The organism is Atribacterota bacterium (assembly GCA_039638595.1).
Lineage (GTDB): Bacteria > Atribacterota > Atribacteria > Atribacterales > Caldatribacteriaceae > Profundicultor > Profundicultor thermophilus.
The window spans coordinates 1-21,212 of sequence record JBDIWM010000022.1; the positions used below are offsets into that span (position 1 = coordinate 1).

The 21,212-nt window shown below is 47.8% G+C and carries 21 protein-coding genes and 1 tRNA gene; all 22 read right to left on the bottom strand.

The annotated features are described in order from the left end of the window. Positions 1–32: 32 nt before the first annotated feature. On the bottom strand, positions 33–995 hold the full coding sequence (mraY, locus tag ABDK92_06435; protein ID MEN3186260.1) for a phospho-N-acetylmuramoyl-pentapeptide-transferase: 963 nt from the start codon (positions 993–995) through the stop codon (positions 33–35). Continuing rightward, positions 988–2,394, bottom strand: coding sequence for a UDP-N-acetylmuramoyl-tripeptide--D-alanyl-D-alanine ligase (gene murF, locus ABDK92_06440; GenBank protein ID MEN3186261.1), 1,407 nt, complete (start codon positions 2,392–2,394; stop codon positions 988–990). Before murF ends, mraY begins: the two co-directional genes overlap by 8 nt. Further along, complete coding sequence (locus ABDK92_06445) at positions 2,391–3,893, bottom strand: UDP-N-acetylmuramoyl-L-alanyl-D-glutamate--2,6-diaminopimelate ligase (protein MEN3186262.1); 1,503 nt, start codon at positions 3,891–3,893, stop codon at positions 2,391–2,393. Before ABDK92_06445 ends, murF begins: the two co-directional genes overlap by 4 nt. Beyond that, a complete protein-coding gene (locus tag ABDK92_06450) occupies positions 3,890–5,581 on the bottom strand; it encodes a penicillin-binding protein 2 (GenBank protein MEN3186263.1) in 1,692 nt (563 codons plus the stop codon). Before ABDK92_06450 ends, ABDK92_06445 begins: the two co-directional genes overlap by 4 nt. Beyond that, positions 5,578–5,913: a hypothetical protein gene (locus ABDK92_06455; protein ID MEN3186264.1), complete on the bottom strand. Its 336-nt coding sequence runs from the start codon at positions 5,911–5,913 to the stop codon at positions 5,578–5,580. The genes ABDK92_06450 and ABDK92_06455 overlap by 4 nt, the downstream gene beginning before the upstream one ends. Next, the gene (gene rsmH, locus ABDK92_06460; protein MEN3186265.1) at positions 5,910–6,806 is read right to left on the bottom strand and encodes a 16S rRNA (cytosine(1402)-N(4))-methyltransferase RsmH; all 897 of its coding nucleotides are present in this window, start codon (positions 6,804–6,806) and stop codon (positions 5,910–5,912) included. The genes ABDK92_06455 and rsmH overlap by 4 nt, the downstream gene beginning before the upstream one ends. After that, the gene (mraZ, locus tag ABDK92_06465) at positions 6,796–7,239 is read right to left on the bottom strand and encodes a division/cell wall cluster transcriptional repressor MraZ (protein ID MEN3186266.1); all 444 of its coding nucleotides are present in this window, start codon (positions 7,237–7,239) and stop codon (positions 6,796–6,798) included. Before mraZ ends, rsmH begins: the two co-directional genes overlap by 11 nt. A gap of 127 nt (positions 7,240–7,366) precedes the next feature. Next, positions 7,367–8,119, bottom strand: a complete 753-nt coding sequence (locus tag ABDK92_06470; GenBank protein MEN3186267.1) for a PHP domain-containing protein — start codon at positions 8,117–8,119, stop codon at positions 7,367–7,369. After that, complete coding sequence (locus tag ABDK92_06475) at positions 8,112–8,471, bottom strand: DRTGG domain-containing protein (GenBank protein ID MEN3186268.1); 360 nt, start codon at positions 8,469–8,471, stop codon at positions 8,112–8,114. Before ABDK92_06475 ends, ABDK92_06470 begins: the two co-directional genes overlap by 8 nt. After that, entirely contained in the window at positions 8,452–9,804 is a 1,353-nt protein-coding gene (locus ABDK92_06480) for a [Fe-Fe] hydrogenase large subunit C-terminal domain-containing protein (protein ID MEN3186269.1), read from the bottom strand. Before ABDK92_06480 ends, ABDK92_06475 begins: the two co-directional genes overlap by 20 nt. Before the next feature lie 17 nt (positions 9,805–9,821). Beyond that, a complete protein-coding gene (locus ABDK92_06485; protein MEN3186270.1) occupies positions 9,822–10,265 on the bottom strand; it encodes an ATP-binding protein in 444 nt (147 codons plus the stop codon). Continuing rightward, entirely contained in the window at positions 10,258–10,620 is a 363-nt protein-coding gene (locus tag ABDK92_06490; GenBank protein MEN3186271.1) for a DRTGG domain-containing protein, read from the bottom strand. Before ABDK92_06490 ends, ABDK92_06485 begins: the two co-directional genes overlap by 8 nt. 10 nt (positions 10,621–10,630) lie before the next feature. After that, complete coding sequence (locus tag ABDK92_06495; protein MEN3186272.1) at positions 10,631–11,200, bottom strand: SPOR domain-containing protein; 570 nt, start codon at positions 11,198–11,200, stop codon at positions 10,631–10,633. Beyond that, positions 11,197–13,836: a valine--tRNA ligase gene (locus ABDK92_06500; protein ID MEN3186273.1), complete on the bottom strand. Its 2,640-nt coding sequence runs from the start codon at positions 13,834–13,836 to the stop codon at positions 11,197–11,199. The genes ABDK92_06495 and ABDK92_06500 overlap by 4 nt, the downstream gene beginning before the upstream one ends. Positions 13,837–13,848: 12 nt before the next feature. Further along, complete coding sequence (gene clpX, locus ABDK92_06505; protein ID MEN3186274.1) at positions 13,849–15,096, bottom strand: ATP-dependent Clp protease ATP-binding subunit ClpX; 1,248 nt, start codon at positions 15,094–15,096, stop codon at positions 13,849–13,851. Then, entirely contained in the window at positions 15,083–15,706 is a 624-nt protein-coding gene (gene clpP / locus ABDK92_06510; protein MEN3186275.1) for an ATP-dependent Clp endopeptidase proteolytic subunit ClpP, read from the bottom strand. Before clpP ends, clpX begins: the two co-directional genes overlap by 14 nt. Next, positions 15,703–17,010, bottom strand: coding sequence for a trigger factor (gene tig / locus ABDK92_06515; GenBank protein ID MEN3186276.1), 1,308 nt, complete (start codon positions 17,008–17,010; stop codon positions 15,703–15,705). The genes clpP and tig overlap by 4 nt, the downstream gene beginning before the upstream one ends. 199 nt (positions 17,011–17,209) lie before the next feature. Continuing rightward, positions 17,210–17,295 (bottom strand) — tRNA-Leu (locus tag ABDK92_06520). A 43-nt stretch (positions 17,296–17,338) separates the two neighbouring features. Continuing rightward, on the bottom strand, positions 17,339–18,358 hold the full coding sequence (locus ABDK92_06525) for an aspartate-semialdehyde dehydrogenase (protein ID MEN3186277.1): 1,020 nt from the start codon (positions 18,356–18,358) through the stop codon (positions 17,339–17,341). Continuing rightward, positions 18,345–19,580 (bottom strand): aspartate kinase, encoded by a 1,236-nt coding sequence (locus ABDK92_06530; GenBank protein ID MEN3186278.1) that lies wholly within the window; start codon positions 19,578–19,580, stop codon positions 18,345–18,347. Before ABDK92_06530 ends, ABDK92_06525 begins: the two co-directional genes overlap by 14 nt. Beyond that, complete coding sequence (gene thrB, locus ABDK92_06535) at positions 19,577–20,488, bottom strand: homoserine kinase (GenBank protein MEN3186279.1); 912 nt, start codon at positions 20,486–20,488, stop codon at positions 19,577–19,579. Before thrB ends, ABDK92_06530 begins: the two co-directional genes overlap by 4 nt. A gap of 9 nt (positions 20,489–20,497) precedes the next feature. Further along, positions 20,498–21,212 (bottom strand): threonine synthase (gene thrC / locus ABDK92_06540; GenBank protein ID MEN3186280.1); only part of this gene is annotated, 715 nt, incomplete at its 5' end.

A 21,212-nucleotide genomic window follows, 5' to 3' on the forward strand; every position in this document is an offset into this window, starting at 1 on the left:
TGCCCAAACCTAAAACCAGAAAAGACATCCCTTCATCCACCCATTCCCCAAAAAGCCAAGAGGACTCCTAAAAATTGCACAATCCAGAAGCGAACCGTAATCTGACTCTCTTTCATTCCCTTGAGCTCAAAGTGATGATGCAGAGGACTCATAAGGAAAATACGCCTTTTAAAAAACCTAAAGGAGGCAACCTGCAAAACCACCGACAGTGTGTCGATGACAAAGACAACCCCCGCAAACAAAAGAAAGAGTGAATGTCCAGATATAAGAGACACAATCCCCATCAAGGCCCCAAGTGGCAGGGAACCAGAATCACCCATAAAGATGCGAGCGGGCCAAAAATTAAACCATAGAAAAGAGAGCAAAGCCCCGACTGTAGCCCCAGGAAAAACCGCAAGCTCCACCTGACCACTTTGAAGCAACAAAAATACAAAAAAAACAAAACTCAAAACCCCACAGCCCCCAGCTAAGCCATCAAGCCCATCAACAATGTTGAAGGCATTGGTGGAAGCAACAATCACCAAAAGGCCATACAGAAAAAATGGTACTGGTCCAAGCTCCACCACCCTGTGGGAAAAGGGAAACACTATCTGATGAGGGAACAACCGTGCACCCCAGAAAAGAATCACCATCCCTCCCAAAAGCTGAAAAAGGAATTTCTGCCGAGCCTTGATTCCCCAGGGTTTTTTTAAAAAACTTTTAAAGAGATCATCCCAAAAACCGACGAAAAAGAAAGGAAGAAGAAGCAGAAAAAGAATTCGCGCTCTTTCACCAAAACGGCCACCCACCAAAAGTCCGATCAACATGGCAATAACAATCACCACCCCACCCATGGTCGGGGTATCTTCTTTATGGAGATGAAGGTTTGGTCCTTCTTTTTTGATCTTTTGCCCCAATCCCCACAATCTTTGCCACCGAATGAAGAGGGGAAAAAGGAAAACTCCCATTAAGAAAGAGGCGAGCACTGGCCATGTCAGATAAACCCACTCAACCATGATGTGTTTGCCACTCCTCGGGTATGGATTTTTCCATGGTCATACCTCTTGATCCCTTAAAAAGGACTACCCAATTATCACGGAAACGAAAATGCTTCTCAAGGAAATCCTGAATCTCCTGATGCGCAGGGAAGAGTTGGATGATACCGTCCTGCAATGCCTTTTGAAATTTTTGTTCTGCAATTTCCTGGAAATGGGAACCAAAAAGAATGATTCCAGAAAGAGGAGGCGGTGCCAAGGCCTCTTCCAGGATGGTCCGATGAGCTTCAGAAGAAAAGGAACCCAGTTCCAGCATGTCTCCAGCCACAAGCCAGGTTTCTAAACCCTGTTGGGATAAACGCTTCAACAATCTCAAAGCCTTCCGATACGAAAGCGGATTGGCATTATAGGTGTCATCAATCACTACCCCACCACCACAATGAAAGTGATTCCCCCTTCCTGGAAGCGGTTTCCAGTCCCACAATACCTCGGCAATTTCTTCCGGTGGTATTCCCCATTCAAGAGCCATATGGAACGCAGGCAAAAGCGAAACCAGCACTTCTTCAAAAAGAATCGGAGCCTGGAAGTCGAACACCTGATTCCCGTACTGTACTGAGAAAGCAACCCGGAGACGAGGCCATTGAAACATGAAATGGGAAAAAAATAGTTGATTCTCCCTGCGAACCCCAAATGAAATCACCTTTTTCCCCATTTTCCTCAAGCCCTCAATGAGGGTAGGGGCAAAAGGAGAATCACCGTTGAGATAAACCTGATAGGTTCGAGAAACAATGAGTTTGCTTTTTTCTTTTACTACTTTTTCCACACTTTCCAGGCCCTCCAGGTGTCCCTCACCAAAGGCAGTGAAAATAACAATGTCCGGAGCAATGATGGTGGCAAGTTCCTCCATTTCCCCAACTTTGTTAATCCCCGCTTCGATCACACCAATCTGGCTTTCCTGCTGGAAATTGGCTAAAGCACAGGATACCCCAATCACCGTATTGAAGCTCTGCGGTGTGATCTCGACCGAAAAACGTTTTCGAAGTAAATCCTGGAGCATGTGTTTGCAAGTGGTTTTTCCAGCGGTACCAGTGATAGCAATCTTGGCTCCTCTAAATCGCTCTGAAGCTTCCCGACCGATACATCTTAAGGCCTTCAGGGTGTCATCAACCTGAAAAAGAGCCCTGTCTCTTCCCAGTACAGAAGTCGGAATCTCGCGCACTAATGCTCCAGAAACTCCCTTATCAAAGGCACTGGAGACAAAAAAATGCCCATCCGTTCTTTCACCCTTTAAAGCGACGAAAAGATCCCCTTTTTTACAGGAACGACTATCGATGGCAAGACCGTCAAAAACCGGGTATCGACCCTCCTGGATAAGGCGAGCACCAGTAATCCTCTGAATCTCTTCTCGAGTGAATTTCATCGCGACCTTTCCTCAAGCAAACGTTTGGCAACCCAGTAATCGCTGTGAGGAACAATCATTCCGTTATAAACCTGAAAGCGTTCTGGACCCTTACCAGCCAGAAAAACGACGTCTCCTTTTTTTGCTATGGCAATGGCTTTTCGAATTGCTTCCACCCGATCCAGAATCACTTCATACCGAACCTCCTTCTCCTGTACCACCCGTTTCACACCCTCCAGAGCATCGTAAGCAGTCTGACCCGGATCCTCTCCGCGCGGGTTGTCGGTGGTAATCAGGCACCAATCACTGTATCGCGCTACGGTTTCCCCCATGAGCGGCCGTTTCTTTCGGTCCCTTTCTCCTCCACACCCAAAAACGGTAATAATCTTCCCCCAAGTAAACTCCCGAATTGTAGAAAGCGCATGAGCAAGACCATGCCAGTTATGAGCAAAATCAACAATTACCGCAAAATCTTGCCCCGCATCAACGAATTCCCACCTTCCCGGGACCCGCCTGCAGGCTCGTAGCCCCTCCTGAATGGATTCCCGATCAATACCCTGGGAAAGCGCTAGGGCAATCGCCCCCAGAGCGTTGTACACGTTGTGTTGACCAGCGAAATTTATTTCTGCAACCACGGATCCCCAGGGAGTATATACATGGAACCGAGAACGTCTTAAAGAAAAATCGACCTTGCTCGCCCAGATATCAGCAGTCTTCTCCAACCCATACGTAAGATAAGGAATCCCCATATTCCGAACCATTCTCACACATTCCTTATCATCCCCATTGGCAATCGCCACTCGCGGATATTCCTTGGTGAGATTTTCCGCAACCTTTTCAAAAAGCTTCCGCTTGCTTGCAAAATAATGCTCAAAAGTCTGATGAAATTCCAGATGTTCAGGGATAAGATTTGTCACCAGGGCAGCATCAAACCGTATTCCCTCAACCCGGCCAATCGAAAGCCCATGCGAAGAGACCTCCATCACCACATCCTGAATGCCAGCACGGCACATCATATGAAGATAACGGAAAATTCGCAGAGACTCCTCAGTGGTATTGATGGACTCAAATTCCCAGGGTCCTACCAGATTCCAAACCGTGGTTAAAAGACCACAGGGGCGGCCACTTTTTTCCCAGATACTCCTGGTCAAGAAACAGGTCGTGGTTTTTCCATTCGTCCCGGTAATACCCATGATCCGAAGATATCGTGATGGATCTTGATAGAAAAGATTGGAAACCAAGGCCAAAGCCCTTCTTCCATCTTTCACCAGGATCCAGGAAACGCGCCCGGAAAGTTTCTGAAGGGGCTCTCTCTGCTCTCCAACCACCAGCACCGCTCCATTTTTGAGCACTTCCTCAATGTACAGGTGACCGTCGGTATTCGATCCACAAAGAGCAAAAAATACATATCCTGGGAGTACCTGCTTTGAATTAAAAGCAATACCATTAATCTCAAGTGCTTCATCATCAATATGCGCCTCAATATATGGAAGAACCGACGCAACATCTTTTATTTTCAAAATACTTTCACCTCAGCATTCTTCGATATTATACCAGCATAATCGATAATGTTGAGAGCAATTTCTCTGAATACAGGCGCGGCAATATCACCACCATAGTACTCTCCTTGAGGTTCATCTAACATAATGAGAATTCCAAAGCGCGGTTCTGGAAGCGGTAAAAACCCTACAAAAGACGAGTAAAATTTTCCCAGTGCATAACGACCACTGGCATCAACCTTTTGCCCGGTACCAGTTTTTCCAGCAATCCTGTAGCCCTCTATAAATGCCTTTTTACCAGTTCCCCGTTCTACCGTTTTTTCCATCATTTCCAGCACCACCGACGCAGTTTTTTCCGAAACAACTCGTTTCAGTGATGCTACAGGAAATTCCTTCACCACCTTATCCCCAGCACCAACAATTTTCGACACCAGTCTCGGTTTCATTACCACCCCTTTGTTTGCTAGCGCTGATAGCGCCTTCAATAACTGGAGAGGAGTAATCATCATCTCCTGTCCAATGGGAATCGCACCGATAGAGAGGAGAGACCATTCCTTTGGCGATCTCAAAAGACCCATCTCCTCTCCAGGCATTTCAATCCCACTTTCCCCTCCCAAACCGAAATTTCTGAGATACACATAGAGTTTTTCTGCGGTAAGCTTTCTGGCAACTTCGATGATGCCCACATTGCAGGAATTGATGATCACATCCTCAAGGGATTCCTCTCCGTGAGCCTTGATATCCCGAACCCGGTGTGTATGGACCTGAATCCAACCAGGGCAGAAAAACCGGTCACGCAGACTGACCACCTTTTCCTCCAGGGCTCCAGCCATCACTAGAGGTTTTATGGTCGAACCAGGTTCAAAAACCATCTGGAAAGCCAGATTTCGAAAACAGGAAGATTCGTGCTGCCAAAAATAACGGTTATCGTAGGAAGGGCGAGAAGCCATGGCCAGAATGTCACCACTACGGGGATCGTTGACGATGATTACCCCTCTTTGGGCTTTGGTTCTCTCCATCACTCCATCCAGAGCCTTTTCCACGAAAAACTGGATATTGGCATCAATGGTTAAAACAAGGTCATAACCGGGACGAGGTGGACTATACTTCACACTCAAAGGAATTTCTCCACCCAGAGCATCCTTCTCGAATGCACTGTACCCCTTATCTCCCCGAAGATACGAGTCAAATACGAACTCAATCCCCTCTAAACCTCGTCCCTCGGAACCCACAAAACCCAGGAGGTTACTGAGTAAGGGCGCCTTAGGATAAAAACGCATGGTATCGTTTTCCCAGTAAATTCCCTCCCATTTCTGCCGAAACAAAAATTCTCCTAAATAGAGAGGAACCTTTCGTTTGATTTCGAACCAGGTCATGTTAGAAGACAGGGCCTTCCTCAACTCCTCTTCGTTTAAAGAAAGCATCTGTGAAAACTCTTGAGCAATTTCTTGGGGGTTTTTCACGCGCACTGGGCAGGCAAAAATCGATATGGCTTCCACGTCTTTTGCCAAAACTTCGCCATTGCGATCCAGAATCGAACCCCGTGGAGGAGGTACTTCGTTCAAAGCAAAACGCGGTACCAACAACTCCTGGTATCGCTTTGCCTGAAATATCTGAATCGACACCAATCTCCAAACTACAACAAGAAGGAGTAACAAAAGAAAACCAGTCAGAAAATTTGTCCGCTGGACAAATTTTCTGGAAATCATTGAGCCTTCCCCTTACCCCGCTTTTCCTCATTTAAGGCCAGCTGTGTTTCGCCTTCGCTGAGCTTACCCCCCGCAACCATGTAAACAATCTGTGTGGGCGGAACCATACCCAGGCGATTCTCCGCAAGAGCCTTAATCCGTTCCAAAGATGATAATTGGGCAATTTCGGTCTCGAGTTTTGTTTTTTCTGCTACTAAGCTCTCCAGAACGTCTCGTTTTGATTCAGCAAGAAACCCTTTTTCCAAAAGTATAGCCTGCAAACTTAAATGAAAGAGAGCCCCAAAAAAACAAAGTAACAACCCAGCAATACACCAATTCCTTACTCTGTTCATCGATACTCCCCCATTTGGATTTTCTCAGCTATCCTCAGACGAGCGCTCCGCGCTCGAGGGTTTCTCGCTATCTCTTCCTGTGATGGCCGCAGAGGTCTTTTGGTACAGACCAAAAGCGCAGGACAATCCCGAAGAAACTGCTTCACAATTCGATCCTCCAAAGAGTGGTAACTCAACACGACCACGCGCCCTCTTTCTTCAAGAATCTGAGGTATCTGAGAAAGAGCAAGAGAAAGCTCTTCGAGTTCCCGATTCACGAAGATACGAAGAGCCAAAAAGGTCCGGGTCGCCGGATGAATCTTCTCTCGACGGGGCACCACCGTTTCCACAATCTTTGCTAACTGGAGCGTGGATTCAATGCGCTGTTTTCTTCTTGTCTGCACAATGAATCGAGCAATTCGGCGTGCATAGCGCTCTTCCCCATATCGATGGATGAGATCCGCAAGCTCTCTTTCAGAAAAATGATTCACCACCCAGGAAGCATCCAAGCTCTGTGATGTATCCATGCGCATGTCCAGTGGACCATCTTTTTCAAAGCTGAATCCTCGCTCCCCCTGCTCGAGATGAAAAGAAGAGATCCCCAGATCGAACAATACCCCGGAAACCTTTTCCAATTGAAGTGAGGTAAGGACTTCGCCAATTTTCGAAAAGGGACTATGCACCAGCATTACCCGGTCCAAAAAACCCTTCAAGTTTTTTCTCGCTCTCTGGAGGGCTTCGTCATCCCGGTCTATACCAATCAATTTCCCTCCCGATTCCAATCGGCATAAAAGCGCCAAAGCATGGCCACCTCCCCCCAGAGTAGCATCAACATAGATACCGGAAGGATTCGTAACCAGCCAGCGACAAACCTCCTGCACCATAACTGGATGGTGAACCACACTAACGACCATATGGATGCTCTTCCATAACAATACTTTGAGTAATTGCTTCGAAACTACTCTGGATTTTCTGGAAATAGGCATCCCAATTCTCCTCAGCCCATATTTCAACTCGATTCCCAACACCTAAAAGGATCACTCGGCTTTCGATCTGAGCATACCTCCGGAGGTGTAAAGGCAACATCACCCGACCCTGAGGATCAATTTCTACCGCGGCAGCACTGGAAAGGAAGAGACGCATGAAATCACGTGCATCCTTCTGGGTAAGAGGAAGAGAAGTCACTTTCCGGTAGAGTTTTTCCCACTCCTCTTGAGGATAGATGAAAACACAGGATTCAATGCCAGGAGTGAGGTAGATTCTTTCCCGAAGCGCGTCACGGAACTCACTGGGAATGACAATCCGACCTTTTTTATCCACAGTGTGACGGTAATGGCTAAGAAACATCGTATCCCTTCCCCTTTAAACCACTTTATGCCACAACCAACCACTATAAATCTTAAAATAGGGATGAAGAGAAAAAAATAGAATGTATGTTTTATTCCAAAGGGGCCTTTGAAGAAACAATCAAGAATTAGGGTAAAAAAATACTTCTTCCTGCCTCACCATGCATAGCCAGCATAAATTCCGACCAGTTAAGGGCATACATCAAAAAATAGGTTTTCCCCAGCCCAATTTCGCTAAGCTGGTGGGCATCGGAAGAACACAAAACCTGGAAGCGCTGAAGCCCAAGCTGTTCGGCTACCTCCTTCCACGGCGCTCTTTGCGAAATTTCCACTGCAGGTATCATTAAGTCCGGAGGAATAAAACCCAATTGAGATACAATGCTGTAATGCTTACGATCCACATGCGCCGGAACTACCACACCGCCAAAGGTGCGCACCAAAGTAACGACCTCCTCCACCGAAAGAGTAGTCGGGTAGGTCAGAAGATGCGCTTTCTTTTCAGAGACTTGCCCGTCTTCACCAATCACCCATTCTTCACCCCATATATCTTCGCGCAACGGCATGGGAAGAAGCGATGCAGAAACGAGATGATTGAAGTTTTGGAGCTGCAAAACAGTAGGAAAATAGCAGAGGAGGTGTACTTCTTCCCGAGTTTCCACTTCGATACTCGGAATCACCCATATTCCAAAACGGTTACCCAGAGCAACAGTTACCTCCACATTGTCACACGCATTATGGTCACAGAGAGCAATCATGTCAATTTTTTTCTCCAGAGCTTCAAGGATGATACACTGAGGAAGCATTTCTCGCTGGGCACATGGTGACAGGACACTGTGAATATGGAGATCCGCCACAAAAACTTGTAAATCACCTTCAGGCATGTCGTCTTTTCCCGGAAACACCCAGCTGGGAAAGCACACTCACAGCCTCAAACGAAGAGAGAGGCGTTTTCAAAATGGTAATCCCCTGTTCCCGGGCTTTCTCCAGAGTCTGTTCCTGAACTTCCTGGTTATTCGTAACCACAATGCAGGGAATACCGACTAAAGATGCTACCGCCACCACATTAGGATGCGATTGGATGGTAACCCACACACTTCCTTCTTCGGCGTTGGCAATACAATCACTGAGAAGATCTCCACAGTACCCCCCACGCACCGCTCCATGCTCCATACCACCTTCAACAAGTACCTCGGCTCCAAGATTCTTTACAATGTCACGAATCCTGACTTTCAACTTTTTTTGCCCCCTCTTCTTTTTTTACCATGGTTTGGGGAACACGGCTGGCCAGACTATAAATTTCCATAGCCAGATCCAGCATATGGCTACGGAGGAGAAAGGGACAATCCACCTCGACTGCCTTTCCCTGAACAATGTCCTCCGCCAGGGCTCGGCAGGTTGGCGAACCACAAGCACCACAGTCCAAACCCGGTAATTTTTCCAGCAGTTTTTCGATAGCCTGATACTTTTCCAAAGCACGGTGCAAATCCTGGTCAAGACGCATGACTTCCTTGGCTTCATACGCTCTGGTTCGAGCAAAAATCGAAGCCCTGCGCCACACCTTGAGCTCTTCCTCAGATATCGGCGTAAAACGACCATACTTCTTCAACAGGTGATTCACATTGACCTTGGCCACAAAGGGATTTTGCACGGAAAGAACTCCCCCAATGCATCCTCCCACACAGGCCTGCGCCTCGCAATATACCACTTCTTTCAATTCTCCAACTTCAATTTTCTCCAGGACCGAAATCACATAGTGGATTCCATCCACAGCCATGTACTCTCCCTCTCCCAGGGACTCCTGTTCACCTCCAGATCGCGCCCAACCAATGCCCTTAAAACTAGCCATCTGGACCTGGGGAACCTCTTCCACTTCTCCCAGTTCGTTCACCAAGCGGGAGTAAATCCCGCTCATCGATATGGCTCCATCAATCCGAGCCAATTCATCGCCACTCTGTCTCACCTCAGTGACCTTTGCCGGACAAGGCGTCACAAAAAACACTCCAACTTCATCCGCGCTATACCCCTTCTTCATCGCTTGAAGACGGGCAATTTTTGCTGCAACCCCCAAGGGAGAATCAAGAGGAAGAAGGTTCTCGATCAAAGCTGGAAATTTGACCTCCACAAGTCGCACCACTGCCGGACAGGCTGAGGAAATCACTGGTTTGGGAACATCCCGCCCCTCAAGGTACGTTTTGATTTCCTCTGCCAAAATTTCCGCACCCCTGGCGACTTCGAAGACATCGTGAAAACCGACTTTTAATAACCCTCCCAGAATTTTTCCCAGAGGAACGGTGAATTTAAACTGGGCATAAAAAGCAGGGGCAGGCAGAGCCACAGCATACTTGAATTTTTTAATGATTTCCAGAGGGTCTGTTTGCGCATACTTTGCATAATTGGGACAGGTGCGGATACATTCACCACAATCAATACACCGCCTTTCATCGATACAGGCTTTACCACCCTTGACCCGTATGGCTTCGGTTGGACATCTTCTGATACAGTGCGTGCACCCTTTGCATTTACTCTCATCTAAACGAACCGAATGAAAAATTTCCTGAATGGCCAAAGATTTTCACCAGCTCATCATGAGTTTGAAAAGAGGAAAAAATCCATAACCACTTTTGTTCCTTCCTGAACCCGGGTATCAATCGTCAGCACATCGGAACACTTTTTCATATTGGATAACCCATATCCTGCTCCGAAACCCATTTCTCGAATGTGGGGTGGAGCGGTAGAATACCCTTCCTGAAAAGCTAATTCCAGATCCGGAATACCCGGACCCTGATCGTCAATTTCCACATGTACCCGGTCAGAATACACGCTGGCCTTGAAAACACCCCGATACGCATGAATAACCACGTTCATCTCCGCTTCATAAGAAGCAATGACCACCCGGCGATTAAACGCTGGAGGAAATCCGGCTCGCTGTAGGATATTTTTAAGCTCACTGGAAACATCACCAGCCCGCTGAAAGTCTCCACCGACAATCTCCCTTTCCATTTCGATTAGAGGATGCTCCTCAAGCATTGGAGCCAAATTCGCTACATCCCCTCAATCCCTTAAGATACAGCCTCCCACAAGATTCATACATGGGAAGACGAGTGGTGAGAAGAGGTATCCCTTTCAGGGCGGCCAGTTCAATGGTCGAATGTTCCGGCTTCTTTCCTCGGACAAAGACAATTCCCAAAAGGTCAATCATTTCCGCAGTGCGGATGACCTGAGAATTGGTCAAACCAGTTAACAAAAGTGCGTGTTCCTTGGCAAATGCCAAAACATCGCTCAGCAAATCACTCCCACAAGCATACCAAATTTCGCGTTGCAAAAATGCTTCCCCTACCAGAACTTCGGCCCCCAGAATCTCTTTGACTTCTTTAAGAGTCATCGCCCTCTCCTTATTTACTGACAAAAGCTTCAATACCCCGAGCTCTCAAACGATTCACCGCTTTTTGCGCCTCCTCCAGAGAGGAAAAACCATATATCCGTACCCGATAAAGCGAAGAAACCTTTTCTATGGTTCCTGAATAGCCGAGACCCTTGAGTGTTGCAACCATACCCTGAGCATTGCTCTCCTTGGAGAATGCCCCCACCTGGACATAAAACGTTCCTCTGGGAGTCGCACGAGGAGAAGGCTGCGGTAGGAAAGAAGGAGATGGGACAGTGGTTGGTTGCTCAGTGGCTAATGGTATCGTTGGCGGCTCTTCCCGGGGAATGGTAAAAGGTGAAGGAGAAGTCAGAAAACTCGCAAGAGTTTCTTGGTCCTCTACCACCTCTTCATTAAGCACTTCAGGAGAAAAAGGAGTTCCTCCTTCCTCTGGTATGCTCTCTTTCAAGAGAACCTCCACGTACGCATCGAGATCTCCTCGAGCCATAAAAAAGGCAAAGACCACCACCACCAGTCCTCCCAAAAAAATGGCCAGGAGTTCCACTTTATCCCGACGCGATAAAAAGGAAAAAAGCTTCATCGCATCCCCGCCCTCAGAATCTCCAATCTCCTTTTCTCTTCAAGAAGTGTTTGCCAGCGTTCCTTTTCCCTCTCCACAACTTCCTGAGGAGCCCGATTGAGGAAATCCTGGTTTTCAAGTTTACTCTTTATGCGTTCGATTTCCACGTCAACACCTAATATCTTCTTTTCTAACCTTTCCAGTTCCCTTTCTACGTCCACTAAGCCTTCGACCAAAAGATAGACATCCACCCCTGGAATTCTTCCTGTAGCCACATGTCGGGGTTTTGCAATCTCAAAATCCATTTCTTCGACGGTACACTTTGCCAGTTGCTCGATATACCGTTCACCATAACGCAAGCGCTCCAAAAGATTGCCGGCAGAGAAATTCAGCTGCACCCGACATTTCTCTGCCGGAGCAATACGGAGTTCAGCCCGAAGATACCGTATTTCCCGAACGATTTCCTGGATTACTTTTACCGCCTTTTCAGCTTCTTCATCGCTTTCTCCCGTCGCGACAGGCCAGGAAACGACGATTAAGTTTTCCTCCTCATTCCTTGGAAGACTACTCCAGACTTCCTCGGTAATGAACGGTGCCACAGGGTGTAAGATTCTCAAAATACCATTTAAAATAAAAACCAGAACATTTTGCGTCTTACGCCGTGTCTTCTCATCACCACGGTAGAGGTCCTCTTTGGCCCATTCGAGGTACCAGTCACAGTACTCGCCCCATACAAAATCATAAATGAGCTGAACATACTGCCCAAAATTCAGATTTTCAAGCTCCTGGGTAGTCTCCCTAATCACTCGGTGGAATCGGGAGAGAATCCAGCGGTCCTTGAGGTCCAAAGCATCCCAAGAAGACCAGGGTAACAACTCAAAATCGTCCAAATTCATCAACACAAAACGAGATGCATTCCATAATTTATTCATGAAATTGCGCGCTGCTTCCACTCGACGCAAAGAAAGATGAATGTCCCGCCCCTGAACCGTAAGCCAGGCCAATGCAAAACGCAAGGCATCGGCACCGTATTGCTCAACCACCTCCAAGGGATCAATGGTATTCCCCAAAGATTTACTCATCTTTTTTCCTTTTTCGTCCCGCACCAGAGGAGTAATGTACACTTTGCGAAAGGGAATGTCACTCATGAATTTGAGCCCCATCATGATCATTCGTGCCACCCAGAAAAAGATGATATCAAACCCAGTTACAAGAAGCGAGGTGGGATAAAAAGTCTGCAGATCTTCAGTATCCTCAGGCCAACCTAAAGTAGAAAAAGGCCACAACGCAGAGCTAAACCAGGTATCAAGAACATCTTCATCCTGGACAACTGGCCCTCCACAGCGGGGGCAGCTTTCCGGATCATGGCGATGAGCGAAAACATATTCACAATCTCGGCAATAGAAAACCGGAATGCGATGTCCCCACCAAATTTGCCGGGAGATACACCAGTCTTTAATGTTCTCCATCCACTCAAAGTACACCTTCGACCAGCGCTCTGGAACAAATTCTATCCGTCCATCCTGAACCGCTCGGATTGCACCTTCGGCAAGACCTTTCATTTTTACGAACCATTGCTTCGAAATCAGGGGTTCAATAACGGTCCCACACCGGTAACAGTGACCAACCGAATGGGTGTAATCTTCGATTTTCTCGAGCAACTCCTCCTCCTGGAGTGCCTCCACCACCTTCTGGCGAGCTACCTCTCGAGGAAGTCCGGCAAATCGTCCAGCTTCCTCAGTCATAACACCCCGAGCGTCAAGAACCCGGACCCGGGGCAACCCATGCTTTTCCCCGAGTTCAAAATCGTGAGGATCATGAGCAGGAGTAACCTTGAGCACCCCGGTGCCAAAATCAGGATCCACATACTCGTCAGCAATAATCGGAATTTCTCGATTCATAAGAGGAAGGATGACCATTTGGCCAACGAAATTTTTATAACGCTCATCGTTTGGATTCACCGCCAAAGCCACATCTCCAAGCATGGTCTCAGGTCTTGTGGTTGCCACAACCAGGAAACGATGGGAATCTCCCTTTAAGGGGTACCGAATATACCAGAGATGCGAGGGACGCTCTTCGTATTCCACTTCAATGTCAGCCAATGCTGTTGCACAACGAGGACACCAGTTGACAATATACTCATCCTGATAGATTAAGCCCTCTTCAAACAGGCGGACAAATACTTCTCTGACCGCCTGGGAGAGCCCCTCATCCATGGTGAAACGCTCTCTTGCCCAATCACAAGAAGCCCCCATCTTTTTTAACTGCTCTACGATTCTCCGGTGATACCGATCTTTCCATTCCCAGACCCTCTCCAGGAATTTTGCTCTTCCCAGTCCTTCCCGGCTCACACCCTCCTTGGTCAGCTCTTTCTCCACCACATTTTGGGTGGCAATGCCAGCGTGATCGGTTCCGGGTATCCACAGGGCTCGATATCCCTGCATACGCCGAAACCGGATCACAATATCCTGCAGAGTCAGATTCAAAGCATGACCCATGTGCAAATGGCCAGTCACGTTCGGAGGAGGAATTACAATACAGAAAGGCTGACCAGAAGGAGCCGGCGCGAAATACCCCTTCTTTTCCCAAACGCTGTACCACTTTTCTTCAACCAAACGCGGGTCAAAGGCTTGAGAGAGTACCAATTTCTCTTTCATGGAATGCTCCTTTTATGCCAATTTTTCTTCCTCTTCCAGGACAGGGAAATATCGCCCACATTCCACCACCCGCTCATCGATTACCACGCTCTTCAACATGTTCCTGCGCGAAGGAATTTCAAACATCAACTCGATCATCATCCGCTCCATGATGGTCCGCAACCCCCGGGCGCCAGTACCCTTTTCAATCGCCTTACGAGCGATGAGTCGCAACGCCTCAGGAGTGAATGTGAGTTCAACTCCTTCCATAGCAAATAACTTCTGGTACTGTTTGACAAGGCTATTTCGGGTATTCGTAAGAATACTCACTAGATCACTTTCAGTGAGCGGATCCAGAGCACAGACAACGGGGACACGACCCACAAATTCTGGTATCATTCCAAACTTGAGTAAATCTTCAGGCTGGACCTCGTGCAGAGGGTTATCAAGCGATGTCTTTTTGCCAAATTGTTCCTCTGCCCCAAAGCCAATTTTGCGGTCCTTTAAACGGTTCTCGATAATTTTCTCCAGACCCACAAACGCCCCGCCACAAATGAAAAGGATATTCTCCGTATTGATCTGGATAAACTCCTGGTGGGGATGTTTTCTACCCCCCTGAGGCGGTACATTGGCAATGGTTCCTTCCAGAATCTTCAAAAGTGCTTGTTGTACCCCCTCTCCCGAAACATCACGGGTAATAGAAGGGCTATCACTTTTGCGAGCAATTTTGTCGATTTCATCGATATACACAATTCCTTTCTCAGCCCTCTTCACGTCAAAATTGGCATTCTGAATCAGTCGCAGAAGAATGTTCTCGACGTCTTCTCCCACATATCCAGCCTCGGTCAACGTAGTGGCATCAGCAATGGCAAAGGGAACATTTAAAAATCTGGCTAGAGTTTTAGCCAGAAGCGTCTTCCCCGAACCAGTAGGGCCAAGAAGCAGGATGTTGCTTTTTTCAATCTCCACATCCCCTTCAGCGGACTGAGCAATCCGTTTATAGTGATTATAAACAGCCACCGAGAGGACAACCTTGGCTTTTTCCTGACCGACCACATATTGATCCAGAAACGCTTTGATCTTTTTAGGTGAAGGAAGTTCTTCCAGAACGAAATCCTTTTTCTTATTCCGAGCATCTTCTTTCAGAATTTCGTTACAGAGTTCAATACATTCATTACATATATAGACACCTGGACCAGCGATCAGCTTTTTAACCTCTGACTGATTCTTCCCACAAAAAGAACAACGCAACCTCGCTTTTTCCTCCTCAGACTTCGGCATCCTCTTTTGATTCTCCTTTGCCTTCTTCTTTGGGGTACAGAACCCGATCAATCAAACCATATTCCCTTGCTTCCTCGGATGACATAAAGAAATCTCTCTCCGTATCCCGGCGTATCTTTTCGATCGCCTGGCCAGTATGGGACGAGAGAATGACATTCAACTTTTCTCGAATCTTCACCATTTCCCGAGCATGGATTTCAATGTCTGAAACCTGTCCCTGAGCCCCACCCAGAGGCTGATGGATCATAATTCGGGAATTCGGTAGAGCCATTCTTTTCCCTCTGGTCCCAGCAGCAAGAATCACCGCCGCGCCACTGGCTGCCTGACCAATGCAAATGGTGGCTACATCCGGCTTAATGTACTGAATGGTGTCATAGATGGCTAGGGTCGCTGAAACCGAACCACCGGGACTGTTGATATAGAGGTTGATATCTTTCTCCTTGTTCATCGCCTCAAGGAATAGGAGCTGGGCAATGATGAGATTCGCCACCGTATCATCAATTTCGGTTCCCAAAAACACAATTCGATCCTGCAAAAGACGGGAATAAATATCATATGCCCGCTCTCCACGAGGAGTTTGTTCCACCACAATTGGAACAAGATAACTCATGCGATCATCTCCTCTTCCGGATTCTCCAGCGCTCTCCATTGGTCAAAATTCACGGCTTCGGGTAATTCCTTTACTCTGACCCGAGCGCCAAGGTCTTTCAAGAGCTTCTGAGTTCTCAAGCGTTCCTTGACTTCCTCTATTTTATCATTTCTTTCCAGAATCTCCCGTACCGCCTCTGGAGTTTTCCCTGACACTCGAGCAAGGCGCTCTATTTCTTCCGCTAAATCCTTTTCGGTGACTTCAATTGCATATTTCTTGGCATACTCTTTCAGGACAAAAAACTTCTTGAGATTCCAGTGAGCCAGTTTTTGTAATTCCTTTTCCACCTTGGCAAAATCGTTACCAGTCAACTCCAGATATCGCTCCAGCGTCAAACCATCTTTTTCTAGCTGTTCTTTGAAGGCATCAATTCGGTGTCTGGTTTCAATATCAACGAGAGGCTCAGGAATGTGGAGTTCGGAATTTTTGCATAGTGCTACCAGTGCTTCCTGTTGAAAACGCTCTTCAGCAAGGTCCAAGGCAACTCGCTCCAGACTCCCCCGGATTTTTTCTTTCAGGGCTTCCACCGAATCGAACTCTTCTCCCAGGCTTTGCAAGAATTCTGCACCAAGCTCAGGAATCTTCTTTTCCATGAGACCGGTGACCTGCAATTCAACTTCAACATCATGTCCTTCAGAATCTTTCAGTGAAACCTTCTTCTTTTCTCCCACTTTCATCCCTACAACTTCTCTTCCAATCGTGTCTCCATCCTCGGTATCATGGGCAAGAACCGTGTAATCCCGACTCTCCACGGTAAATTTTACCAGATCCCCGACTACGGCCTCGCTCTCTGGTTCCTTATCCTCCCAGCTACCACGAGAATTTCGCAATCGTTCCAATTCTCGTTCCACATCTGATTCCCGGACTTCCAGACGGTATTTACGAACTTCCAGTTCTTTAGGATCTGGAAGGGTCACAGCTGGGCTTTCCATGACCTGCAAACGGAAAACCAACGGTTTCTCCTCGTCAACCTGAACAACTTCTATCTCTGGTTCTCCAATCACATCAATATTTTCCTTTCTCAAAACCTCCTCCATCACCTGGGGAATAAGCACCCGAGCCAAAGCTTCAAGAATGGCTCCTTTCCCCACATACGCTTGTAGAATCCCGCGAGGCGCTTTACCCTTTCTGAACCCAGGGATATTCACCCGGTGGGCAAAATCCCGGTACACCTCTTTCAACGCTTCTTTCACTCGTTCTTCTTCCACTGTAATCTCAAGATGATAAACATGCCTCTCCTTTTCTTCCCTCTTAACCTCTACCATGTCCACTCCACCTTCCTGAACAGCAAAAATATACCTCGATGGCACCATCGAGGTATGCACAAGTTCTCTATCCAAAACTGGACACCAACTACCTCTGCGAAAATCGATTACAACTCCTGCCCATTTTATATTTTCTCAGGTCCTGTGTCAAACTTTTGAAGGGCTTGATTACACTCTGAAATCAACCCACTGAATAATCTGGTGCGAGAGGCGGGAGTTGAACCCGCATGGGATTTAACCCACTGGATCCTAAGTCCAGCGCGTCTTCCATTCCGCCACTCTCGCTCTCTTTTTCATTGTACCGTTTTAAACACCGCTTTGCAATGAACTACAAACACCCTTCCTGAAGGAGCAGTTCAGCAATCTGGATGGCGTTGAGTGCCGCACCTTTGCGAAGCTGATCTCCCACCACCCAGAGATTGAGACCTTTCTCACAGGAAATATCTTCCCGAATCCTACCCACAAAACATTCATCCTGGCCAGCAACATAAAGGGGCATGGGATATTTCCGGCTTGCTGGGTCATCGAGCACTTTCACTCCAGGAGCCTGAGAGAGCAATTCAACAGCCTTTTGGCGAGAAATTTTCTCCTCCGTCTCAATGTTTATGGAAACCGAGTGCGCTCGAAATACTGGAACCCGAACGCAGGTTGCCGTAATCCTCACTTCTGGAGCCTCCATGATTTTGCGAGTTTCCCAGACCATTTTCATCTCTTCCTTGGTATAGCCATTTTCCAAAAACACATCAATGTGGGGAATGAGGTTAAAAGCAATCTGATAAGGAAAAGCTTTGGCTGTGAGGTTTTTCCCCTCAACATAGTTTTTCACCTGCTCCTCAAGCTCAAGCATAGCCTGGGCTCCCGCTCCAGAGGTCGCCTGGTAACTGGAAACAACCATCCTCTGGATTTTTCCGTAGTCGTGCAAGGGTTTTAAAGGAACAATGGAGATAATTGTGGTGCAGTTCGGATTCGCAATAATACCCCTTTTCTTATAATCTCGAACCCGGTGATGATTAACCTCGGGCACCACAAGCGGTACATCCTCTTCGTAACGAAAAGCCGAAGAATTATCCACCACAATACATCCTGACTCTACTGCCAGAGGGGCAAACTCTCGACTGATGGAAGCTCCGGCACTGAAAAGGGCCAAATCTACGCCTCGAAAACTTTCTCGAGAGAGTACCTCAACCGGAATTTCAACCCCCTTAAAAACGACCCTCTTTCCCCGAGAACGCTCTGAAGCCAGTGGTCTGAGCTCTCTCACCGGGAAATTCCGTTCCTCAAGGATTCTGAGCATCTCCTGACCAACGGCTCCAGTAACTCCTACAATGGCTACGTTATGATTCGCCATTTAAAATCACCTCTCCTTCTCCAATGAATTCTTCATGCAGAACCCTGACCGCCTCTTCCACCCGGTCCCGAGGAATGAGACAGGAAATCCGCAAATTTGAGGTGCTGATCATATCAATATTCGCACCAGTTCGCGCTAGAGCACTGAACATCCGATAGGCAATTCTGGGATCACTGGCAATGCCAGCACCAACAATGGATATTTTTCCCATGGAATCGTCAAATTTGGCCTCCCGAAAAGAAATCATTTCCCCAAGATGCGCCACCGCTCTTCGGGCCTTTCCCTCATCCTCTTTGGCAACCACAAAGGCCACATCTTTTTCCACTCCCCGACCTTCACTCTGGATGATCATATCGATAAAAACTGAAAAATCAGCCAACACCTTAAAGATAGAAGCCGCCACTCCAGGTTGGTTGGGAACCCCCAGAAGTACCACTTTCATCACTTCTTTGGTATGCGTTACCGCCTTTACTTTCACATCCTCCATCACTTCGACCTCCTCGACCCAGGTTCCTTCATCCTCACAGAACGTGGAACGAACATGAACGCGCACACCGTAGCGCTGAGAAAAATCGACGGCTCGAAGTTGAAGAACTTTGGCTCCCAGGTTCGCCATCTCGGACATCTCATCATAAGAAATGGAGGGGATTTTGCGAGCTTCAGGAACAACCCGAGGATCAGCCGTATATACTCCATTCACGTCAGTGTAAATCTCGCAAAAATCAGCCCCCAAAGCTGCCGCCAAAGCGCAGGCAGTAGTGTCACTTCCTCCTCTTCCCAAGGTGGTGATATCCTCATTGGCTGTTTTTCCCTGAAAACCCGCCACAACCACGACTTGACCTTCCTCAAGATACTTTAAGATCCGGCTCACCTCAATGTGGACAATTTTCGCCTTGGTGTGCATTCCGGTGGTGATAATGCCTGCCTGTCCACCAGTGAGAGAAATAGCGCGAACCCCTCTTGCAAAAAGTGCCATACAGAGTAGCGCCACCGAGACCTGTTCGCCTGTGGCAAGGAGCATATCCAGTTCTCGTTCCGGTGGAGAAGAACAAATAGAGTGAGCCATAGAAAGCAAGGTATCAGTGGTTTTCCCCATCGCTGAAACCACCACCACCAATTTATGGCCGGCCTGCCAGTATTTTTTCACCTTCTCCGCCACAAAATGAATTTTATCCAGATCTGCCACTGAAGAACCACCGTACTTCTGCACAATGACGCTCATAACAGCTTCACCACCGCTCCCCTCTCAACCCATTGAACCCTTTTCAATACCACTTCCCCTCCACCTTGAGCGTGGAAAAGAGTCTGAATTTCTCCAACCTCTTCCTCAGCCAGAGGCCGACGTAAAAAAAGGACTACGGTTGGTCCGGAACCGCTGATCGCTGCATTTCCTAAGCCCATTCTCTGGACGTACTCTTTTACCTCAAAAAATCCTTTGATTGCTTTTCCTCGATAGGGTTGATGAAGATAATCTTCAAGCGCCAGGAGAAAACCGTCAAAATCCCCCTCAAAAAGGCTCCCCAGAAGATAGGCCAGATGAGAAAGATTGAACACCACCTGCTGGCGGGGATATGTCTCAGGAAGCAGTTTGCGCATGGCCGCAGTGCTCAATCCATACTGAGGAACACACAAAACGATTTCCGCATTGGGGAAAAAGGAAAACTTACGATAATACATTTTCCCCTCGTATGGCATGGCCACGGTAAAACCACCCAGAAAAGCGGGAAGAACATTGTCAGGATGTCCCTCGATTTCACAGGCTATGCGAATCATTTCCTCTAAAGATAAAACGCTCCCAGCAATAAAATTGGCTACAGTAACTCCTGCTACAATACAGGCTGCACTGCTTCCCAGGCCCCGAGCCACCGGAATGTCATTAAATGCTTCAACCCGAAACCCAACCGGTGGGAAGTGCAACTTCTCCCACACCGTTCTCACAGTCCGATACAGAAGATGGTTTTCTGAAAAAGGAATCGTTTCTGCCCCTTCTCCCCGATGAAGTATGGCGAAAGAGCCGTCTTCATTCACGTTCACCTGTACCCGATAATAAAGATCAAGCGCCATCCCCAGAACATCAAACCCACAACCGATATTGGCCGTCGTCGCTGGAACATTCACCTCGAAAATCATACTCTTCCCCTAAAACCCCAGAACCCGTACCACTTCCTCCACCGAAGCACCAACCTCCTCAATCCGTCCTTCACACTGTTTTATAGCCACATCCGGGTCTTTGAGACCATGACCAGTCAGGACACATACCACCGTCTCGCTCCCCCGGAAGAATCCCTCCTGAGCTTTTTTCAAAACTCCGGCAACCGATGCCGCCGAGGCTGGTTCGACAAAAATTCCTTCCTCTTCCGCTAACATCCCTTGTGCTCCCAGAATCTCTTCATCGGCAACCGCATCGATGAGCCCACCTGATTCCTCCTTGGCAGCTATGGCACCTTTCCAGCTGGCAGGGTTTCCGATACGAATGGCCGTGGCTACTGTATGGGGGTTTTCTACTGGTTTACCCAGAACCAAAGGGCAAGCACCAGCCGCTTGAAAGCCAAGCATTCTCGGTAACACTGAAGTTTTTTTCAGCTCAAAAAGTTCCCTAAAACCTCTCCAGTACGCGGTAATGTTTCCCGCATTCCCCACCGGAAGAGCCAGAAAATCGGGTACTTTCCCTAACCACTCCACAACCTCAAACGAAGCGGTTTTTTGTCCCTCAATACGGTGCGGATTCAGCGAGTTGACCAGAGCCACCGGATAGTGGGAAGTAATGAAACGCACCACCTGAAGGGCCTGGTCAAAGTTTCCCTGCACCGCCAGGACCCTTGCCCCGTGCATTAAGGCTTGAGAAAGCTTCCCC